We start from the raw sequence: 19,622 nt of genomic DNA on the forward strand, positions 1-19,622 counted from the left end.
GGCGCCTACGACATCACCGACGACAACATCATGATGCGCAGCGGCTCGGAGTCCGGCGGCATCGCCTGGGACGGGGTCGCCCAGGTGAGGGACACCCCGGAGTTCTGGATCGTGTACGTCGGCCGGATGCCGGCGACCGTGATCCCACGTCGCCTGATGTCCGCCGAGGACGCCGAGACGTTGCAAGCCTTCATGGCCAAACGTGGGCTGCTGCAGCGTCGGTGAATTCATGTGCGCGAACCGCTCGTCCCGGAAGGTAAGCGGTCGCGGGCGCCTGCATCCGGACGTGCCGAGATCAGCGCGTTCATAGGGTCAGCCGAACCGCCAAGCGGCCGGGTCGACACCGCCGGGCACCGGCGCCGCGGAGTCGTACGGCTGCCGGGTGAAGACGAAGGTGCCGAGGTCAAGGTGGCTCACCACGCCTGCGGCGTCGCGCTCGACCCGCAGCCGCTCGCCGGCGAAATAGCCGCTGAGGCCCTCCCGACGGCCGTCGTGGTCGGGCGCAGCCGGGTGCCGCGCCCGTCTCCGGACAGCGGGGCCAGCTCCAAGACGCCGTCGGCCAGCGGCCGCAGCACGTAGGGGGCCGGCCCCCAGCACCAGGGGCCTGCGAGGTTCAGCAGCTCCGGGTCGGCCGCGGGCAGCGGCGCCACGGCGCCGGGATCCGGCTCCCACTCGGCGACCGTCCGCAGCAGGTCAGCGGCGGTTCGCTGGGTCCGCGAACGGCCCGGTCAAAGTCCGCCGTCGTGCGCCACCTTCCGTCGGCGTGCGTCGCGATTTGTCACTCCGTTGGGCGCGCACCCACGCCCCGTCCCGGCCTGCGGTGGTCTGCGCCACCGTGATGGCCAGCCTTACCGCGGACCAGTCCACCGACGACATCGCCCTGCTGGCGATCCGCGCCGCCGAGGGCAACGCCGCGACCGGGTTCTGATCACAGCGCCGCCAAGGCCGTCAGCCGGCCTCGTGGTTCCGCTCCGGCTCAGACCTGTCTTTGCGCGGCGACCCGGACTCGCCGCTCGGTCCCGTTCCGGCCCCGCCGGTCGGGTCCGCCCCACCCTGCTCGCCGGTCAGCTGCGCGTCGGGCTGATAGCGGTACGCAGCCTCCCGTACCGCCGAGTCGGACTCTAGACCGGCGCCGAGCGCGCCGCCGACCGTCGCCAGCGAGCTGGCCAGCCAGCCCAGCTTGACCTGGTGGGCGACGCCGGCCGGTCGGCCGGTGGATTCAGCGAGCAGGTCCCAGGGTACGAGGGCGATCGCCCCGATGATGGTCAGCGCGGCGAGCGCCACGTACAGCGCGAGGACGCCGATCACTACGGTGAGCACGGTGACCACGTTGAAGAGAACGACCTGCTCCCGGGCACCCGGGTCGCGCGGAACCCGCTCCCAGAGGCGCGCGCCGAGCACCATGGTCAGCACCACCGCCAGGACGGAGCCGGCCGCGAGCAGGGCGTGCCGCAGGTTGCCCAAGGCCGCCGACAACTGCCAAATATCGGAGGTCACCAGGGCGAAGACGGCGGTCGCGAAGGCACCGACCAGCAGCCGGGAGAGCCGGACGGCCAGCCGCCACGGCCGGTTCGCCCGGAGCATGCCGAGCAGCAGCCGCAGGTTGCCGCCGATCACCCCGGCCAGCAAGCCGATGCCGGACGCCTGGTGGTTCACGCGCGCGCCGAGTTCCCGGGCCCGCCGTCCGGTGGCCAGGCGCCGGCGGCGCGAGCCGGCCCGTGCCGGGTCGCCGACCGCGTCGGTATCGCCGAGCAGTGCCGCGAGGAGCCGGTCCCCGGCCTCGGCCATCCGCCGGGCCACGGCGACGGGTCCGAGCGCGGGCATGGAAAGGACCGCGACGCCGTGGGTGGTGCTGGCGTGCGCGACCACGGGCCGCCGCGCGGTCTGCAACGGCAGGTCCGTCACGCAGAGGACCAGACTCCAGCCCTCGGCCAGCATCCGGCGCCGGGCTGCCTCGATGAGCTGGCCGAGGTCGGCCGGCCCTTCGACGAGCCGCGCCACCTGGAGGCGTACCGCCCAGTCGACCTCCGGGACCCGGTTGCGGAGCCGGTCGGCGAGCTCCGTGGTGGCCTCCCGCGCCAGGTCGGCCGCGGCCCCGGGGGCGGCCACGACACCCACGACGACGGACCCGCGGCCGGTCACCAGACTCCCGGAGCCGGCCCGGCCGCTTCCCCGGGCGCGGCGCCGGTCCGTGGCGCCGTCGTCAACACTCGAGGTCGTCCTTCAGGATGCTCATTGCCGTCTTCAGTCGCTCGGTGTAGAGCGGCAGCAGGTCCTCCTTGATGACCGCCCGGGCCGGTTCGTCCAGCGGGTTCAGGACGTACGTCCACTCGATGGACCTGGTCGATAGGAGCGTGGACGCTACGGGTGACCCGGATGAAGTCGTCCCCACCCCGGGTGCAGTCCCGGTCAACGCCCATCGCCGCCTCGCGTCCCTGTCGGCCTGGTCCAGCAAGTCCCCGTTAGGCGCCGATTCATTCATCGGCGCCCGGGCGGCCACGCCCGGACCCGCCGGTCAGGGCTGGTACTGGCTGCGGGTGCGGGGCAGCCACTGGGGGTGCTGGTCGCGCAGGTAGCGGATCAGTCCCTCGCGTAGGTCGCAGCGCAGGTCCCAGGCGCTGGCGCCGTCCGCGGCCGAGGCCTGCACCTGGATGACCACGGTCTGCGGGGTGGCGTCGACCATCTGGAGCACCCACTGGTCTCGATCCCACAGCGGTGAGGACTCGACCAGTCGGCGTGCCTCCCGGCGCAGGTCGTCCAGGTCGGCGGTGTGGTCGACATGGATCTGGATCTTGCCGACCACCCGCGACTCGTTCCGGGTCCAGTTCTGGAACGGCCGCTCAGTGAAGTACGTGGTCGGCAGGATGAGTACCCGTTCGTCCCAGAGCCGGATCACCACGTTGGTCAGCTTCACCTCCTCGACCCGGCCCCATTCGCCGTCCACCACCAGCACGTCGCCGACGTGCATCCCGTCGGCGAAGGCGACCTGGATGCCGGCGAACGCGTTGCCGAGCGCGGTTCGGGCGGAGAGGCCGATCACCGCGCCGACCACCCCGGCCGAGGTCAGAATGGAGATGCCGAAGAGGCGTACCGGCCGGAAGGTCATCAGGATCAGGCCGATTGCGGCGACCGTAACCACGGCGACGGTGAGCCGCCGCACGGGGCGGATCTGGGTCCGGGCCCGCCGGATCCGCCGGCTGGTGACCACGTCGCTCGGCAGCCGACTGAACGCGACCGCTTCGACGACGCTCAATGCCTTGATCACCAGCCACGCACCGACGGCGATCAGGACGAGCAGGATGGCGTGCCGCAGATAACGCTGCCACTCGGCCGGTCCGGGCGGCAGCGCGTAGTACAGCGCCCCGACCAGCAGGACCGCGGCCGCCGGGCGGCGGCAGGCGTGCCGCAGCGGCTCCAGCAGCCACTTGTAGCGGCCACGGGCACCCCGGCGGATCAACACGCCGGACACCAGGTCCACGACCACGGCCGCCGCCAGCGCGGCCAACACGATCAACGCGGTACGCATCAGAAGCCGTTCACCGTGATCCCGATGCCGCCTCTCCCGGGCTCGCGACCGCACCCCCGCGTTCAGGGTGCCATCAGATCCGGTGGCAAGCGGCCGATATCGAGAATGCGAGACGAGACGTCGGCCTGCCCGCAGCCTTCCTGCGAGCCGACGCAGGATGCGTGATCGGCACCCCATGGCCGGCCGCCGATTGCCGGGGCCGCTCGCGTGCAGGATGCGGGCAAGGTGAACGCGGTCCACACGCGGGAGGTACATCGGCGCCAGTTGTGTCCGGTCCGCCGGAGCGGTCTCTGCGGTCTCATCCCTGGCCGTGACAGATGCAGGATCTGCCGCCGTCCGGGCGTTCAGTGGGGAAACGCGTGGGGGATGCGCGCGTTGAGGAGTTCGTCGCGGAACGCTTGGATGCGTGTGATGACCTGTCGCCTGCCGATGGTGTTTTCGATGCGGTCGAGGTAGAGGCATCGGGCGGCGAGTTTGTCGAGGTCGACGGTGAAGTAGATCGCCATCAGCGGGTTGATGAACAGGTCGCCTCCGCCGGTGCGTCGGGTGAACCGCACGTCTCCGAACGCGCCGCTGGTGGCGGCGGCGATCTGTCCTTGGACGATGCTCGGCCGGTCCGGGGTGGCGGCCTGGGCGTCGGCGACAGCGTCGCGGTACAGCGCCGCTTCCCGGCTGGAACCGGGGATGGACAGGGCACCGAGGTAGCCGCCGTCGCGGTCGAGTGCGGCGAGGTTCTCCAGCACCTGGGCGTGGTTGACGCCGTCGTAGGCGTCGATGCCGAAGCCGAGGCTGGTCACCAGCTTGACCGGCACGTCCAGCGCGGCCACGGCGGCCAGGCTGGTGATGTCCTCCACCGGGGTGCCGAGATCGCTTTCGTCGCCGCGCAGCAGGACGTCGGTGCCGCCATCGACCAGCACCACCGCATCGATGTTGAGTTGTTCGACGAGGTGCCGGTAGGCCGCCCGTAACGGCTGGCCGCCGAGCGGCGGAAAGGCGTAGACGGTCGACGGCAGTTCCTGGTCCGCCAGCCACCGGGCGAGGGTCCGTTCGGGGAAGTACCAGTCCGGGCTGGTGGTGTCCGGCTGCACCGCCGCGACGTGCTCCGCTACCCACGCGTCGCGGTCGATCAACTCGAGCTCGGAGAAGGACAGGCTGGCCAGGTGTACCTGCGCACCGCCGCGCCACAGGGCGAACGCCAAGGGCAGGCCGGCGTACACGTCGAACCCCCCGCCCGCTCCGGCGATGAGGATGCTCCGCGCCGGAGCCAGCGCGGCGAACAGCGGCGGAACGGCCAACGAGAACGCACCGGGGTCGGCCAGCAGCGCGGCGGTATTCATCACCGCTCAATGATCAGCCACGGCGTCTACAAGGGCGAGGCTGGCTGCGCAGCGCGTTCTCGATCTGCGGGTGCCGGCTCGGTGGGCCGCGCCGTGAAGAAGCGGGTGATGTCGTCCGCTGCGGTGGGGGACAGCATCATCGTCTGGACTCGCGCGGACATTTCGGCGATCGGGTGAGTTCTGGTGAACATCGCCTCTTCGTACGCCCGAATCGCGGAGTCCGGGTCGGCGGGGTTGGCGGCGAGTTCCCCGGCGAGTCCGGCGGCGTCGAGCATGGCCTGATTGGCGCCCTCGCCGAGCGGCGGCAATGAGGTGCGCGGCGTCACCGATGACAGGCGACGGGTATCTACACGGTGACGACGGTCTTTCCCCTCGCGTGGCCCGCGGCGACGTGCCGAATCGCGTCGGGCGCAGCGCTGAGGGGGTAGGTGCGGTCGATGACCGGCGTGACGGCGCCGGACTCGATGTGTCGGCGCAACTCATCCAGGTCTGCGGCGCCTACCTTGGCGATCAGGTTGCGCAGCCGCTGGCGGGTGACCATCGACAGCAGCGGTGCGCGCAGCATCGCCCGGTCGAAGCCGGCGAGCAGCGGACCGCCGCCGTTCTCTCCGCCGACCAGGACCAGCGTTCCGCGGGGCGTGAGCGCGCGCCGTAACAGCCGCAGCGGCCGGTTGCCGGCGGTGTCGATGAGGACGTCGTAGCGGGGGCCGTTGCGGTCGATCTCGTCGCGGGTGTAGTCGATGACGTCGTCGGCGCCGAGGGACCGCACGAGGTCGGACTTTCCGGTGCTGCACACACCGGTCACCGTGGCGCCGTACGCCTTGGCGATCTGCACGGCGAAGCTGCCGACGCCGCCCGCGGCGCCGATCACCATCACCTGCTGGTCCGGCTGGACGCCGGCGCAGTCGCGCACCGCCTGCAGCGCCGTCACGCCGGAGATGGGCGCGACTGCGGCCTGCTCGAACGTGGTGTTCGCCGGCTTGTGCGCCAGCCGCTGGCGGCGCGCGGTGGCGTACTCGGCGTACGAGCCGCTCTCGCAGACACCGTAGACCTCGTCGCCGGGGTGCAGGTCGGTCACCGCCGCGCCGACGGCCTCCACCACGCCGGCGAGGTCGACGCCGCGCACCGGCACCTTGGGTCGGCGCAGGCCGAACCCGAACGCGCGCACCAGGTACGGGTGGCCGGTCATGAGGTGCCACACGCCGGGGTCCACACCAGCGGCGCGGACCCGCACGAGCACCTCGTCGTCGCCGGCCGGCGGCTGGTCGATGTCGCGCAACTGCAGCACGTCGGCCGGGCCGTACGCGTCCTGGAAGATGGCTTTCATGGTGTCTCCCGCTCGGTGGTGTCGGGGTACTGGAACACGTCGTCGAGCCGCACGCCGAAGACCTGCGCGATGAGGAAGGCAGTCTCCAGGGAGGGTGAGTACCGGCCCTGCTCGATGGCGATCACGGTCTGCCGGGTCATGCCGATACGGTCGGCGAGTTCGGCCTGGGTCATCTCGCCGTGCGCGAAGCGCAGCGCCCGGATCGAGTTGGTCACGCGGGTCGGCTTCACCACTGCGGCAGCCGCCCGTGGTACATGCCGATCTTCGCGACCGAGCCCAGGACCGCCGACAGCACGAACGCCAGGTAGATCACGTTGGCGATCCAGAACCGGTCCCACCCGGCCATTGCCATCAGCATCGCCGCGACCGCGCCGGCCACGAGGAACGACTGGCCGACGTGGTCGCCGAGCTGGCCGATCTGCCGGTCCCGGGCGTCGGCCACGCGCGCCGCCTTCGGGCTCACCATGCCGATCGCTATCTCGGCCACGATGTTCGCCACGATCGACGCGCCCACGGTCCATAACAGCGCCGCGGCGTAGGGAACGTCGGCCAGAGGCCGCCCGCCCGCGCGGCCCACGACGATCGTCACGTAGATCGCGTACGCCACCACGGCGACGACCAACATGATCCACGCGCGTTTCTCTCGGTGAGTCATGACCCGCTCCTTGATGTACAAAATCTTCGACACGGTGAAGGTAACTCATGCTTGACGCCGTGTCCAGAATTCTTTACACCGAGCTGAGTTGGGCCCTGGCCGTCGAGCGCATACCCACCATCGAAGGACTGCGCCCGAAACGCCCTCAACTGCCGCCGACCGGGCATGACAGGTATGGGGCGGAGATGCGGTGGCGCTCAATCGCGCGGTCGTGCCGAGGAGTGGGCACACTCGCCGCGATGAGCCTGGCTGTCGCTCCAATGGGCGATCAGTGGTTGCGGGGATCGGGCCAGGCCCGAGGACGGGCTTCGCCCCACGCCCGATCCCCCGGTCACCGCCCTGCGTCTCCACTTCAGGTCGATGCGCAGACCCGCGTCGTCAACCGCGGCCACGCAACCATTGCTCTTACGGCGGCGGGTCTCCCTCGATCAGACGTCGTCAGGATGTCACCGTCGCCTGTCCGCCTGGCGGAGCATCGCGTCTATTTCGGGATCGGGCATGAGCTCCCGGACCTCTTGCGCGCAGCGGCAAGCGACCGCGAACTTGGCAGCCCACGCCAGCGCCTCCTCGCGGGAGGCCACGTCGACGACCACGAACCCGCCAATGACCTCCTTGGTCTCCGGGTAAGGGCCGTCGGTGACCATCCCGTCCGTGGCTACGACGCTCGCCCTCTGGCTTTCCAGCCCGGTCCCGAACACCCACACGCCGGCGTTCACGGCCTCCTGGACCACCGCGTGCGCGGCCTTGCCCACGTCGGGTATCTCCTGGTCGGGGATGTGGTCCATCGCGCCTGCATCGAACGAGATCAAGTACCGCGTCATCCCATTACTCCCTTGTCCCAGCGGCCTCCTGCGGCCGCCTCCCACTCGTTCTACGAACGGCTCGCCCCGGATCCGACGCTATGCCAGAAGAAATTCTTCAGGGGACCTCCGCCGCTCGGCGCCTGCGGCCGCCATGCCCCTGCCGGCGTAGATCATCGCCGCCGCCACCGGCTACGAGCAGTCCCACCGCACTCATCTGCCGCCGACCGTGCGCGACGCAGCGTCACACCGAGCTGGCCCGGGTTCTCGTCCGCACGTGCCGAATTGAGTGCGGTCAGTGTGCTTGGGTCGCCCAGACCGGCTGCTGGGGCTCGTCGTTGTGCACGATGATGTCGACGTGATCGGTCGGGCGGACCGTAGCGAAGTAGAACTGTTGGGAGGGGATGTAGCGCTCGCGCCAGCGCCGTTCGACTTCGGCCCGCGATGACACCCGGCGCTCTCGGATCACGGCACGATCCACGGTCTTCTCGAGCGCGCTCGACACGAAGATGCGCAGGTCCCACCGATCAATCAGTTCCGGGCGCATGAGGAAGACGCCGTCAAAGACCAGCACGGCGTTGGCGGGTGCCGTCGTGACCGGCGGGGACAGCGCGGTATCCGCGGTGCGGTCGTAGACCGCCTGTTGGAAGCGTCGATCTCCGCCCGGGCCGAGCGGATCGAGCAGAACCCGGTTCAGCGCTTCGTAGTCATGGGCGTCGAAGTAGCAGCCTTCGGCCGAGTACTCGCCGCGCGGGTAGCGCTGTGCCCGGGGGAAGAGGAAATCGTCGATTGTCGCGCGGATGACGTCGCGGCCCTGTGTGCGCAAGACGACGGCCAGCTCGTCGGCGAGCGTGGTTTTGCCCGCGGCGGGCGGTCCGTCGATGGCAACCCGCGTCGGGTGTGTGACTGCGATCGATCCAACTGCCTCAGCCAGGCGGCGGAGCATCTCGTCGCGGGTGCCTTGGTCCATGTCCTGCCCCGTCCTACCCACTCGGCCGACACCCGCGGGAAACCCGATGACCGTTTCCTGGACCCGCGTTCCTTCTGGAAGTCTGCGCCGAACCGCGCTCAGTTGATCCTCAGCCATAACCGAACAATTATCAGCCGTCTCGCGTCGACCGGCATACATGGATCAAACGGCAGCAGGACGCGGTCCGGACGACAGCCTCATCTGCCGCGGATGGTGCGGTGAGCCCGAAGGTCGTACCCACGTCCTACGGTGGGACCATGGACTGGAAGATTGAACTCATCCCCGTTCCGGTGACCGATGTCGACCGGGCCAAGGCCTTCTACCAGAAGGTGGGCTTCAACGCCGACCACGATCACAGGGTGCACGAGCGCCTGCGGTTCGTCCAGCTGACACCACCCGGCTCCGCCTGCTCCATCGTGATCGGCGAGGGCATCACCGACAAGACTCCCGGCACACAGGAAATCCAGGTTGTGGTCGCCGACGCCGAGGCGGCGCGCCGGCAACTGCTCGACGCCGGCGTCGATGCCAGCGAGGTCGAGGTGCAGCCATGGGGCAACTTCGTCTACTTCGGCGATCCCGACGGCAACAGGTGGTCGCTGCAGGCGATCGAGTCACGCCCCAACGGCTGATCGACGGCCTACAACAGCCCTGGCAATGCCTGATGTACCGCTGAGTGTGCGCCGATCTGCCGAGATCAGTGCATCAGTGTGTGAGGGATGCGGCGCGTTGGGAAACTTCGATAATTCGTTGCTCGCTTGTTGGAGGGGACCGTCCGGCACGCACTCGGCGCGGCGGGTGCGGGTCCGGCCCGTAGCAGCGGGTGAGGGGATAAATGGCTTGCACAGGCGCCGGGCTGAGAGTTTGACTGCTGGCCATGCCTTCCCCCTCACCGATATTCGTCGCGGGTACGGGTCGTTCGGGGACGTCACGGATCGCCGACATCATCGGCGAACATCCGCTTATCCATCGGATTCCCATGGAGACCCGGTTTCTCATCGACCCGGGTGGCCTGCGGGACCTGGCCGACGCGCTCACCGATCGATACGACCCCACCGTCGGTGAGGACGCCCTGCACCGGCTGAGCGACTTCCTCACCGTACGAGTGCCCGGCCGGCGCGACGATCGCGGCAAAACCGTTCCCGAGCTGGTCGGTGAGCGGCGCTACCGGGACGCGGTGCAACAGCTCTGGCCGCAGTTGATCGCGTACACATTCGACGAACCGGCACCCGCGGAAGGCTTCGGGAACGCCGACCGGCCTGCCGGGCCGTTCGAGCCGCCGAGCCGCCGGCGGGTAGTCCCCAGGTATTTCAGCGACCGGGGCGAACTGCTCGGAATCTTGCGGGGCCTGATCGACACCATGTTCGGCGGAGCAGCCGCCGACGCGGGCAAGCCGACCTGGTGCGAGAAGACACCGTTCAACCTGCTGTGCATGGAGTTCCTCTGGGAACTGGTCCCCGAAGCGACCATCGTGCACATCAAGCGTCACCCGGTCTCAGTGCTCGCATCCCACCTGGCCCAGCCATGGGCGCCGCCCACCGTCGACGGCGCGCTCGCCTACCTCAAGCCGGTCTACCACCGATGGCTCACCTGGAAGAACACGGTCGACCTGACGGGCAGGCGATACATCGAGGTGAAAGCAGAAGATCTCGCAGCCGACTGGCCCGGGCAGCGCAAGGCCCTGTTCGAACGGCTCGACGTCGACGACTTCGCCACCCCTTCAACGTTTCAGTCGCACAAGCTGACGAACCGCAACAACCAATTCGACGACGAAACCCGCAAGTTCATCGAAGAAGCACTCGGCAAGGTCATCCCGGCCATGGGATATGAGTGACGGCTCCGGCTCTCCGCCTTGACGACGCCGCGTCGCGCCTCTCGAACGCCCGGTAAACGCCGCTTCGGCCGAACCGCATCGCAGACCACTCGTTCCTAACTTTCCGGCCGTCTTTTGAGCCCGCGCTCATGGGCGGGTGCACGCTTCTGCCGCTGGTCAGGCGTTGACAGCTCGCCGAGCGGGGCACGTCCGACTCTGCCGATGACCGGATGCAGGGATTCAACGGACGGGGGCTAGGCAACGGGGGGTCGTGCCGGTCTAGGCTCGCGCGGTGAACGTGGATGAGTTCTGGGCGCTGGTCGAGGCATCCGCTTACCCCGGAGTGACGCGGAGTGAGCGCGAAGCCTTCCTGCATGACCGGCTGCGGCATTCCGCCCGGTCGGACCTGTTGGACTTCGTTCAGCACCTGTCTGCGACTCGGGAAGGGGCCAACACCTTCCGGTTGTGGCGCGCCGCCGACATTCTCATGGGCGGGCACTGCGGTACGGACTCCTTTCACTACTTCCAGATGTGGCTCGTGGGGCTCGGCCGGGATGCGTACAGCGCTGCGATCGCCGACCCCGACAGCCTCGGCACGGTGCCGGAGGTACACCGACTGGCTCTATTGCCAAAGCCGTGGCAGGACGACGACTACCTGGATTGGGAGTCGCTGGAGTACGTGGCCTGCGAGGTGGGTGAAGCTCGCTCCGACATTGCTGGCGATGTCCGCGACGTGGTGAGTGAGGAGCGCGGGGTCCTTCTGCGGTTCGACCCGAACCCGGACGATGTCGAGTGGCTCCACTTGGACTCTGCCGAGGTGGCCCGCCGATACCCGCGCCTCTGGGCGCTGTTCAGCGAGGCGAACCGGTGAGCTTGCACTATGAATGGACGCTAGGGCTTCGCCTTCGACCCGATGCGCCCGAGTCGTTCCTGGCCGAGTTGCGCTTCCACCTCGGGCTGAATGACCGGCTTCCCGACGACCCGGTCCTGGAGTACGACTGGCCGTGTCTGGTCGCCGACTCCGACGATGCGCTGCCCGGCGGTGGTATCCGGTCATTGGTTGTGCAGCAGCCGTACCTGGGCCGGCCGGGCTCGCTGGGGCTGTTCGTACGGACTTTTGTTCTCGACGATGGCATGTACGAGCTGATGCAGAGCGTGCCGATGTGGCTGGCACCATGGTCGCTCACGCAGGGCTGGATTGGCGAAGCCCGCGAAGAGCTCGACGTGCACCCGTGGCTCTACTTCTACGTACAGAACGGCCACGCCTACGTCGCGGAACCAGGCAAGACGATCGAGCCGCTGAGCGACGGCGCGCCGCCCTTCACGCTGCGACAGACCACGGACTTCCCCGAACCCCCGGACGGAGCCGGGCCGCGTCTGCTGGCCACCCGACGCACCTGATCCAGGACCACGGGAATGTGCGACGGGGACAGGCGGCGAGAACTGCACTGGTGGCCCAGCCACCCGGCCGGCCTCCACGAACACTCATCTGCCGCCGATCGCGCGTGCTGACCCGGCAGCACGGCGCGTCATGAAAGCAGCCCTGGCGCACGAAGGCCGGCGGGCCGGGCCAGGTCGGGCAGCGCGAAGAACGGCAGGGCAGCAGGCTGGGCTGCGATGGGTGGCTGGGCGCTTCCCCAGCCGTCACGTGCTTAGCGCGTGCGGGTCGCGTTCCGAGGCCAGGATGGCGGTGCTTAGCTCGTGCACGAATGCCCGGACGTGATCGGCGCTGCCGGGGTCGGTGTCCTGGCCGGAGTTGTACCACCAGTCACGTGCCCAGATGATGAGGTCTGCCCATCGAGGGTAGGCGGTGATGGTCTGGTCGGTGGCCTGCCGCTTGGACAGTTGCCGGCCGTTCCGGAGGCGTTGGAAGGCCCGGCAGAGGGTGAGCACAGCGTAGGACTGGGCTCCGGGGGTGGTCATCTGGATCACCCAGGTCGGCCAGTCGCGGACGTGGTCCAGCAGGGCCGAGCGGACGAGGTTGGGGTCGACGGCGGGTAGCAGCATGGCGGGCGGGGGTCCCAGCAGGCTGCGGCCGTGGTCGTGGACGGCGGACCAGGTCACGACGCGGTGGGTGGTGGCGGGTAGCAGGTGCAAGGATTCCCCGGGGCTGACCCGGGCGATAACGTGGTCCCGGCGGGCATCGCCGTGGGCTGCGTGGCGCGCGGCGTCCAGGGATACGTATTCCACCTCGATCCTGCCGGCCCACTGCGGGTGCCGCCGGTCAAGGTCCGCGTGCAGTCCGGCGAGCACGGCCAGGAGGCTCTCGTCCGGGTCGCCGTCGAGTACCGCGAGCAGATCAAGATCACTGCGGTCTGCGGCGAAGTCGCCGGCTACCAGCGAGCCGTGCAGGTACAGGCCCAGAAGCCTGCCGGCCAGCGCAGGACTCCACGCCTCACGAAGATCGGAGAGAATCATCTCGGGTGGTGCCACCAGGTCATCCTGCGCTGCGGGCCGCCAGCCCGCCACCGAGTACGTGGGTACCCGCTGACGCGACCCGCACCGACCAACAACGCCGCCACCCAATGGAGAAGGGGCCTGCCGACTACAGCGGAGGCGCAGGCATGCGCGCACATGCCGATGAGCGTGCGTTCGTGGCCCCCCGAGAAGGCTGGAGCTCATGCCGAGGGGTTTGGCGTTCGGCTCGTCCACGGCGTACTCGATGATCGTGCCTTGTCCCCTGAGCGGACGTGGAGGTCAGCAGGTAACCAGCACGACCGGCCGTGATCCGTAGTAGTAGGCGCTGTCGCCCTGGCGCTCGCCCGCACCGGGCTTGAGCCGCTCAATGACGACGAACCCATCGACCGCATACATGGAGAAGGCCTTCCACGTGGTTCCACCAGGCAGTGGAACGGTCGCTCGCAACGTGCCTGTCCTCGCAGCGAGACAGGCGAGCTCGTTTGCCGACGTCAAGAGGTAAACCGCGTCGGCGCTGGCGGCTATCGCGCTGCCGCGACTTTCGAGGGCGATCTGCCACATCTCGTCACCGGTATCCCGTCGTAAGCCGATGACCTGTCCGCGTGTCCGGCGGACAACGACATCACCAACGATGACGTCATCGATGTCGGACGACGCTACAGGCTCCTTGGTAACGGAGCCATCGGCCTGAATACGCCATGTCTCGTCCGGACCCACTTGGAAGCCCTGGCATTCGGAGGACTCGGTGCGGCACGCAGTCAGCCAGCGAATCCAGGAACGTTCCGCTGGAGGTGATGAGGAGGAAACGCCCGGTGGCACCCAGGTGCCGATGGGGCGTCCGGTGCCAGCTTCGTAGAAGTGCATCGTGTGCAACCTGTCGGAGCACAGAATCGTGGCGAAGACCTGCTCGCCGGTCCAGTCAACGCCATGGCAGGTTGGCAGTTCCACGCTCCACAACTGACGGCCGCTGATCGGGTCGAACGCGTCGACCTTGGTGTCACCGGAGCTGATTACTATGGGGGACGAGCCAAACCGGGCACTGTAGAGGCTGAAGAGCGTTTCGTCGCCGTAGACCGTGTGAGTGCCCGTACGCCGCCCCCAGTACTGGTCACTGTCTTTGGTCTGGACCCGGGTCGTCCAGGCGACATCTCCGCCCTCGGCGTGCAGCGCCACGAGTAGCCCGTCAGACCACTTGACCACGACTACGGACGGTGCGGTGCGAGCCGCACCGAACGTGACGACGCCGACGACCTCCGCCGGCCATCGGTGGTAGGACCAGTAGGAATCCGTGCCGTCGGGCGCGGTGAGCGCCTCGGCCCACACGTCGTTCTTGGTCGCGAACACTCGCAAACGACGGTCCAGAATCAGCGGGGTCGCGCGAAGCTGGGCGACAACCCCGATACCGGCGGCTGCTGGCGCCGGGTAGGGCGCCTCCGCCGTCGAAAGCTGGGACCCGGGACGTAACACGAGCAGCGGCACCGATACGCATGACACGACGGCCAGGACTGCCGCGACTATCGCCGCCCAAACCCACCACGGCCACCCGGCGACACTCGCGAAGATCCTCGTTCGACGCATAGCGAGGGACATTAGGCGAACCGAGTTCGTCGACGCGGGTAGGGCGGGTGTAGGTGTGTCCGAGATGCCGGCTGGCACGTGAACGCTTGGGACTGAGCCCTCCCAGAACGACATTGGCCGCGTTCATCTGCCGCGAGCCGCGCGTCACGCAGCGTGACACAGCGCCGGTGGCCGCCGCTCGGCCATGTCGAGTTGAGTGCGTGTCACCATCGTGTCGATGCGTGCGATCATGCCGGCGTGGTGGATCAGTCGATCAGCGTGTTGTGGTCGCGGCCGTTACATCTGAGATCGGGCTCGCAGGCGATGGCAGTGGCGTCCGGTTGCCTCGTCGTGGCGGAGCGGCACTCGCGTCTGGTCCGGCTGGACCCGCGCAGTGGGGCGCAGTTGTGGGCGCAACGTGTCGAGGATTGCTGGGGCACGGCCGTTATCGCGGGTGAGCGCTGCCTTTACCTGAGCCAAGCAGGAGTTCTGCACTGCTTCGACTTGGACAACGGGCAGCGGTTGTGGTCGACGCCCGGCATGAGCCTGCGGTATTACGTCAGCGTCAGCGGCTCTGTTGTTTGGCTGGGAGGGTGGCGTGGTTACCACCCTTTGATGCGGGTGGCCCTTGCCGACGGCACGTGCCTGCCGTCCGGCGGCGCATGCGTTTGCTGGAGCCGGTCCACTTGCCTGGCCGCAGTCGGTTCGTTGGAGGCCCGAAGGTGACTCTGCCGCCGATGCGGTGCTCATCGCGGGCACCGCTCTGCCGAAATTGCTGGTGATGGCCTCCTCCGGGGCCGTTCTGAGGAAGTGGTCGCTGCCGGCGCCGGTGGTCTTCCCTGATGGTGAGGGCAGCTACGGAGTCAGCAACGATGGCCGTGTCACCTTCCTCAGCGGTCGACGCACGGTCATGACTTTTCATCCGGTGAGCGGTGTGCAGGTGCTGTGGCACCACGAGCGTGATCTCCGCCCACGAACGCCGATCCTCCACGGCGAGACTCTGTGGCTCGTCGAGGACGCCGGCGTCGCGGTCATCGACCTGAGCCAAGGTGTTGTCACCGAGGTACGGCCCCTACCGCACGGCGCTGTCTGCGCCGCGGCCCTGGTGTCCGGCGGTGTGCTGTTCGCCTTTACGGACGGCTCGCTGGTCACCATCGACCGCGCTGGCAACGTCGGCGCCCGTATGCGGCTCTCGGCGGGCCGGTTGGTCCCCGGAGACAACGGTCTGATGCACACAATCGGCGAAGGCCAACTCGTCACGCTCGATATCCCGACTACGGCAACCGTCCCGCTTTTTTAGCGAGCATCCGCTCATGTCGCAGATCGTGCGTTGGCGGCTCGGCCGGGTAACGGGCATCCGAAACTGCCGAATAGCGGATGCGACATGACAGGCGTTGCGCGCGGTACGCGTCCGCTATCCTGCCTCAGGTGCGCGTACAACTCGACGGCAACCAGGTGAAGAGCGAGCCTGACTTTCATCGCGAGATGGCGGCGCGCCTTGACTTCGGTCCGTACTACGGAGCCAATCTCGATGCGTTGTGGGACCGGCTGAGCACCGACGTGCCACGCCCGGTGCATCTGGTTTGGGAAGCCGCCGATGTGAGTCGAGCCGCCATGGGATCGCAGGTGTTCGACCGGATCGAGCGCATCCTTCGACGCACCGTTGAGCAAGATGCAGCGTTCGGCTGGACCGACCGCTTCACTTACGAACTCGCTTAGCGCGCCTTTGGCACCCGTTCACGAACACGCGCTCATGCCGCTGACCGCGCGTCGCGCAGCGTCGCAGTCAGTCGATCAAGACGAGGCTCGGTCTTATCGATGAGCGCGAAGCCACGGAAGCGTCGGCCGGCATAAGATCACCAGGCGCGTGCAGTGCGATGTCTGCTCGACGAGGTGCTGTGGTGAATCGTGTGACTGCTGACCGGCTGGTACTCGTCAACGTGGTGGATCACTGGTTCTACCTGCAAGAGCCGACCTTCATCGACGCCGGGCAGACCTATTGGATCGATCACGAGACCAACGAGTTGTGCGTGGACCGCGGTGGTGACCGTGTCACGCGGCATGGTCGCGCCCCATACGCCGCATGGATGTGTCGTTAGTCGAGACTGTCGCTCGCCAAGGTCAGCTATCTGCATCTGCCGCTGAGCATGCGCGACCCCTATGAACTAGAGGTGGTCGCAGTACGGAGAGCAACGACGGCCGAGGGCGTGGCCCAGGTCCCGCAGAAGACCGCCCAAGCGCTCGACCTCCTCGCCGGTGGGCGGAGTGATGGCTGCGCCGGCCGCGATGTGCTCTCCGACCTCGTACAGCGCGACGTACAGATCTTCGGCGGTTGCGCGGTCGAGTCGCAGAACAATGTCATCCCCCATGCGCAAACCCTAATCGCACGTCTGGCGGCACCGGTTGCGCAAGATCGGGTGCAAGGATCTGCCGCCGACCGGGCGTGGCATGCGCGGACGCCCGGTCGTGCCGATGAGCGGTCGTCGCGACATGCGCATTCTGCGTGCGTCGGTCGGGTGCACGTGCTGTGCGGGTTGGACCGGGTGGAGGATTGGTGGGCAATCGGACCCGGTGACCTGAGGGACCTCTGGAGAGGTTGCTCGACCTTCGATGAGTTCCAGCACGGTCCCGAGTCTTCATGAACATCCACCGTCCGCGCGAATCTGGAGGCACCTTGAAGCTTTTGCTTACGTCAGGCGGCGTCACGAACCCAAGCATCCACTCGGCGCTCGTGCAGCTCCTCGGCAAGCCGATCGCCGAGTGCCACGCCCTCTGCGTCCCGACGGCACAGTGGGGTCACCCGATGTGCGGTCCGGGATCGGTGCATGACAATCCAGGTAACTGCCGGAACCGCCGCGCCCCACAGCCAGATCATCACGATCATCGATAGGCCCATGACCAGGTGCAACATCTCGGAGAGTCGGTGCTCCGCCACCGGAGAGAGCCACGCAGCGGGTGGGCGCAGGCACCGGAGCAGGTGAAAGACGTCCGCCCCTCCGAACGCCACCGTCAGCAACCATCGGAGTGGGTCAATACCGAGCATTAGAGACCTCCCGCGCATAAGCGGGAGGTCTCCGTGCCCCCACGATAGGTGGCGGAGCATCCGCGCGCCCTTACCGACGGGCCGAGGTCGATAGCGATGCGGCGCACATGCGGGCCTTTGGTTCGGTAGATCGGCGCACTCGGCGGGCTATTTCATCGGATCGGCAGGCACCGAACTTCAGTGGCAGCAATGGTGCTCGCTGCCGGTGGGTGCGGTGGTGCCCAGGTCGTCGTCACGGCCGGCGGCGAGGCGCGACCACTGCGAGGTTGGCCGGCCGTCGAGCCGGAACTGGTCGCCGTCGGTCCGGAAGCGCTGCGGCCAGCCTTCCGGCGAGTCCTCCCAGTCCTCCTGGCGACCGTAGACGATCATATCGAGCAGGCCGTACGACGGTGCCATCGCCTCGACGCCCCGCCCGGTGGTCCAGTAGGTCTCGAACACCCGGTCGCCCTGGCGCAGGTAGCACGCCTTCATCCCGAACGCGCGTCCGGCGGCGAGGGAGTCGAGCGACTCCGCGGGCACCGAGTACCAGGGCGCCTGCCAGCCCATGAAGTCGCGGTAGCGCGAGGTTTCCTCGAACGGGCCCTGGCAGAAGACCGCGAACGTGACGTCGCGCGAGTGCAGGTAGGACAGCTCGAGCACCTGGCCGGTGAAGAACGTGCAGCCCTCGCACTGGTCGGCGGCCGGCCTGCCCGTGTGCCACATGTGGTACGACGCGAACAGCTGGGTCCTGCCCTCGAAGACGTCGAGCAGGGGCACCGGGCCGTCGGCACCGACCAGATGGGTGGTCGGGTCGACCTCGACCATCGGCAGCCGCCGACGGGCCGCGGCGATGGCGTCGCCCTCACGGGTGTGCGCCTTCTCGCGGAGCCGGAGCTCGTCGAGTTGCTTCTGCCAGGTCTCGCGGTCGGTGAGCGGGGGTGTCGCTGGTGTGGTCATGGGTTCCTCCTCGGCAGGACGCTATGACGCTAATACTAAGTGCTATGATCGAGCAAGTATGAGAGGGAGGTGTTCGGTGCCGGTCCAGCGGGGTTATCGGCAGGCGTGCGGAGTCGCGCGCGGCCTCGACATCGTGGGGGAGCGGTGGTCGCTGCTCGTGGTGCGCGAGCTGCTGCTCGGGCCGAAACGGTTCACCGACCTCCAGCAGGCGCTCCCGACCGCCAGCCCGAACGCACTGTCCGACCGGCTGCGCGAGCTAGCCGACGCGGGCGTCGTGCGCCGTCGGCAGCTGCCACCGCCGGGCAATGTGCGGGTCTACGAGCTGACCGCGTGGGGTCGCGGCCTCGAGCCGATCGTGGTCGCGCTGGGCACCTGGGCGCTGGCCGCCCCGCCGACCGCGGAACAGCTCTTCGTGAGCGCGGACAGCGCCATGCTGAGCATCCGCACCTTCTTCGCGCCGACGTCGGAACGGCCCAAGGCGACGCTCCGGATCGAACTACGCGACCACGGTCCCGCCGGGGTGTTCGGCGTGCGCCTCACGTCGGCCGGCGCCGAGGTCGCCCACGAGCCGCCCGACGAGCCGGACGCCGTCCTGGTCACCACGACGGATGCCCTCCTCGCGGCCTTCGGCAGCGACGACCTGGCCGGGCTCGTAGCGGCCGGCGCCGCCATCATCGGTGATCCCGAGGTCGTCCGCCATCTCGTCGCGGGGGTGCGGGTCCCGGCCTCCACAGATAAGTACTGAAACGGCACCTCCGGCCAAGGAGGGCGGGCGGATCGCCGCCAGAGGTTGTCCGAAAGGTGACGCGCCGCTCGGGCCCGCCCTGCTTTGGTCGACACTCCGGCCCGGCGTCGACCAAGGTCACGTCTACGCATCTGCCGCTGTTCGCGCGGTCGCCGCGCGCGGTGCGCTGCCAGGCCGAGTTGGCGACGTTCGGTAGTGAGCCCTCGGTCCTCTCTGCTGACCGCCTTGTGACAGCGGCATGGGGCGCCCTGACCTACGGCGTGTTTCATAAGTGAGCGGCTGGTGCTGGGCGTTGTGAGCCATTGTTGTCGGTCGGCCCGTGGGGTTTCTGGGTCGGTGCAAGTGGTGTGGGCTGTTTGTCGGTGGTGTGTGGCATGGTGTGCTGCCGTGGCCCGTTTCACCACGTTCCGGTTCTGTCTGAACCCGACCGGCGAGCAGGAGATTGTGCTGGGTCGGCATGCGGGTGCGGCCCGGTTCGGCTACAACCAGTGTCTGCGG

Annotated in this window: 24 protein-coding genes and 1 pseudogene; 12 read left to right on the forward strand and 13 right to left on the reverse strand. The window is 68.4% G+C overall.

Features of this window, described 5'->3' with window-relative positions; translation table 11 throughout:
- Nucleotides 1-225: YcxB family protein (locus tag AB0F68_RS34030; RefSeq protein WP_357345798.1), on the forward strand; the 225-nt coding region annotated here is incomplete at its 5' end.
- Nucleotides 226-948: 723 nt separating this feature from the next.
- Here the strand turns inward: AB0F68_RS34030 and AB0F68_RS34035 are convergent.
- The 9 genes from AB0F68_RS34035 to AB0F68_RS34075 form a co-directional block, all read right to left on the reverse strand.
- Complete coding sequence (locus AB0F68_RS34035) at nt 949-2,142, reverse strand: hypothetical protein (RefSeq protein WP_357345800.1); 1,194 nt, start codon at nt 2,140-2,142, stop codon at nt 949-951.
- A 373-nt stretch (nt 2,143-2,515) separates the two neighbouring features.
- A complete protein-coding gene (locus AB0F68_RS34040) occupies nt 2,516-3,526 on the reverse strand; it encodes a mechanosensitive ion channel domain-containing protein (protein ID WP_357345802.1) in 1,011 nt (336 codons plus the stop codon).
- A gap of 344 nt (nt 3,527-3,870) precedes the next feature.
- On the reverse strand, nt 3,871-4,863 hold the full coding sequence (locus AB0F68_RS34045; RefSeq protein ID WP_357345840.1) for a DUF1152 domain-containing protein: 993 nt from the start codon (nt 4,861-4,863) through the stop codon (nt 3,871-3,873).
- A 26-nt stretch (nt 4,864-4,889) separates the two neighbouring features.
- Nucleotides 4,890-5,189 carry a hypothetical protein gene (locus tag AB0F68_RS34050; RefSeq protein ID WP_357345804.1) on the reverse strand — a complete coding sequence of 100 codons (300 nt, stop codon included), beginning with the start codon at nt 5,187-5,189 and terminating at the stop codon, nt 4,890-4,892.
- A gap of 20 nt (nt 5,190-5,209) precedes the next feature.
- Nucleotides 5,210-6,190 carry an NAD(P)-dependent alcohol dehydrogenase gene (locus tag AB0F68_RS34055; RefSeq protein WP_357345806.1) on the reverse strand — a complete coding sequence of 327 codons (981 nt, stop codon included), beginning with the start codon at nt 6,188-6,190 and terminating at the stop codon, nt 5,210-5,212.
- Nucleotides 6,187-6,423, reverse strand: a complete 237-nt coding sequence (locus AB0F68_RS34060; protein WP_357345808.1) for a helix-turn-helix transcriptional regulator — start codon at nt 6,421-6,423, stop codon at nt 6,187-6,189. The genes AB0F68_RS34055 and AB0F68_RS34060 overlap by 4 nt, the downstream gene beginning before the upstream one ends.
- The gene (locus AB0F68_RS34065) at nt 6,417-6,866 is read right to left on the reverse strand and encodes a hypothetical protein (protein WP_357345810.1); all 450 of its coding nucleotides are present in this window, start codon (nt 6,864-6,866) and stop codon (nt 6,417-6,419) included. The genes AB0F68_RS34060 and AB0F68_RS34065 overlap by 7 nt, the downstream gene beginning before the upstream one ends.
- Before the next feature lie 425 nt (nt 6,867-7,291).
- A complete protein-coding gene (locus AB0F68_RS34070) occupies nt 7,292-7,666 on the reverse strand; it encodes a YciI family protein (protein ID WP_357345812.1) in 375 nt (124 codons plus the stop codon).
- Nucleotides 7,667-7,940: 274 nt separating this feature from the next.
- A complete protein-coding gene (locus AB0F68_RS34075; protein ID WP_357345814.1) occupies nt 7,941-8,615 on the reverse strand; it encodes a cytidylate kinase family protein in 675 nt (224 codons plus the stop codon).
- 257 nt (nt 8,616-8,872) lie between these two features.
- Between AB0F68_RS34075 and AB0F68_RS34080 the strand changes: the two genes are divergently transcribed.
- From AB0F68_RS34080 to AB0F68_RS34095, 4 genes are all read left to right on the forward strand, one after another.
- Nucleotides 8,873-9,244, forward strand: coding sequence for a glyoxalase superfamily protein (locus tag AB0F68_RS34080; protein WP_357345816.1), 372 nt, complete (start codon nt 8,873-8,875; stop codon nt 9,242-9,244).
- A gap of 245 nt (nt 9,245-9,489) precedes the next feature.
- Nucleotides 9,490-10,446: a sulfotransferase gene (locus tag AB0F68_RS34085; RefSeq protein WP_357345818.1), complete on the forward strand. Its 957-nt coding sequence runs from the start codon at nt 9,490-9,492 to the stop codon at nt 10,444-10,446.
- 271 nt (nt 10,447-10,717) lie between these two features.
- The gene (locus AB0F68_RS34090) at nt 10,718-11,296 is read left to right on the forward strand and encodes a DUF4240 domain-containing protein (RefSeq protein WP_357345820.1); all 579 of its coding nucleotides are present in this window, start codon (nt 10,718-10,720) and stop codon (nt 11,294-11,296) included.
- Nucleotides 11,293-11,826, forward strand: a complete 534-nt coding sequence (locus tag AB0F68_RS34095) for a hypothetical protein (RefSeq protein WP_357345822.1) — start codon at nt 11,293-11,295, stop codon at nt 11,824-11,826. Before AB0F68_RS34090 ends, AB0F68_RS34095 begins: the two co-directional genes overlap by 4 nt.
- A gap of 243 nt (nt 11,827-12,069) precedes the next feature.
- Here AB0F68_RS34095 and AB0F68_RS34100 read toward each other — a convergent pair whose 3' ends face one another.
- Both AB0F68_RS34100 and AB0F68_RS34105 read right to left on the reverse strand, forming a co-directional pair.
- Complete coding sequence (locus AB0F68_RS34100; RefSeq protein ID WP_357345824.1) at nt 12,070-12,858, reverse strand: aminoglycoside adenylyltransferase domain-containing protein; 789 nt, start codon at nt 12,856-12,858, stop codon at nt 12,070-12,072.
- Between the two features lie 264 nt (nt 12,859-13,122).
- Nucleotides 13,123-14,322: a PQQ-binding-like beta-propeller repeat protein gene (locus AB0F68_RS34105; RefSeq protein WP_357345826.1), complete on the reverse strand. Its 1,200-nt coding sequence runs from the start codon at nt 14,320-14,322 to the stop codon at nt 13,123-13,125.
- Nucleotides 14,323-14,679: 357 nt separating this feature from the next.
- Here AB0F68_RS34105 and AB0F68_RS34110 point away from each other — a divergent pair, with 357 nt between their 5' ends.
- The 4 genes from AB0F68_RS34110 (at nt 14,680) to AB0F68_RS34125 (ending at nt 16,499) form a co-directional block, all read left to right on the forward strand.
- On the forward strand, nt 14,680-15,126 hold the full coding sequence (locus tag AB0F68_RS34110) for a PQQ-binding-like beta-propeller repeat protein (protein WP_357345842.1): 447 nt from the start codon (nt 14,680-14,682) through the stop codon (nt 15,124-15,126).
- Nucleotides 15,127-15,142: 16 nt separating this feature from the next.
- Nucleotides 15,143-15,700 (forward strand): hypothetical protein, encoded by a 558-nt coding sequence (locus tag AB0F68_RS34115; protein WP_357345828.1) that lies wholly within the window; start codon nt 15,143-15,145, stop codon nt 15,698-15,700.
- 128 nt (nt 15,701-15,828) lie between these two features.
- Nucleotides 15,829-16,119 carry a barstar family protein gene (locus AB0F68_RS34120; RefSeq protein ID WP_357345830.1) on the forward strand — a complete coding sequence of 97 codons (291 nt, stop codon included), beginning with the start codon at nt 15,829-15,831 and terminating at the stop codon, nt 16,117-16,119.
- Nucleotides 16,120-16,301: 182 nt separating this feature from the next.
- Nucleotides 16,302-16,499 (forward strand): hypothetical protein, encoded by a 198-nt coding sequence (locus tag AB0F68_RS34125; RefSeq protein ID WP_357345832.1) that lies wholly within the window; start codon nt 16,302-16,304, stop codon nt 16,497-16,499.
- Nucleotides 16,500-16,565: 66 nt separating this feature from the next.
- Here AB0F68_RS34125 and AB0F68_RS34130 read toward each other — a convergent pair whose 3' ends face one another.
- Entirely contained in the window at nt 16,566-16,769 is a 204-nt protein-coding gene (locus AB0F68_RS34130; RefSeq protein ID WP_357345834.1) for a hypothetical protein, read from the reverse strand.
- A gap of 305 nt (nt 16,770-17,074) precedes the next feature.
- Here AB0F68_RS34130 and AB0F68_RS34135 point away from each other — a divergent pair.
- A pseudogene (locus AB0F68_RS34135) lies at nt 17,075-17,221 on the forward strand (peptidase E); the annotation flags it as partial.
- 399 nt (nt 17,222-17,620) lie between these two features.
- Here AB0F68_RS34135 and AB0F68_RS34140 read toward each other — a convergent pair.
- Entirely contained in the window at nt 17,621-18,379 is a 759-nt protein-coding gene (locus tag AB0F68_RS34140; protein ID WP_357345836.1) for a DUF899 family protein, read from the reverse strand.
- Nucleotides 18,380-18,455: 76 nt separating this feature from the next.
- Here AB0F68_RS34140 and AB0F68_RS34145 point away from each other — a divergent pair, with 76 nt between their 5' ends.
- Nucleotides 18,456-19,124, forward strand: coding sequence for a helix-turn-helix domain-containing protein (locus AB0F68_RS34145; RefSeq protein WP_357345838.1), 669 nt, complete (start codon nt 18,456-18,458; stop codon nt 19,122-19,124).
- Between the two features lie 387 nt (nt 19,125-19,511).
- Nucleotides 19,512-19,622 (forward strand): helix-turn-helix domain-containing protein (locus AB0F68_RS34150; RefSeq protein WP_357345844.1); only part of this gene is annotated, 111 nt, incomplete at its 3' end.

It is taken from the genome of Micromonospora sp. NPDC023966 (assembly GCF_040639095.1).
GTDB lineage: Bacteria > Actinomycetota > Actinomycetes > Mycobacteriales > Micromonosporaceae > Micromonospora.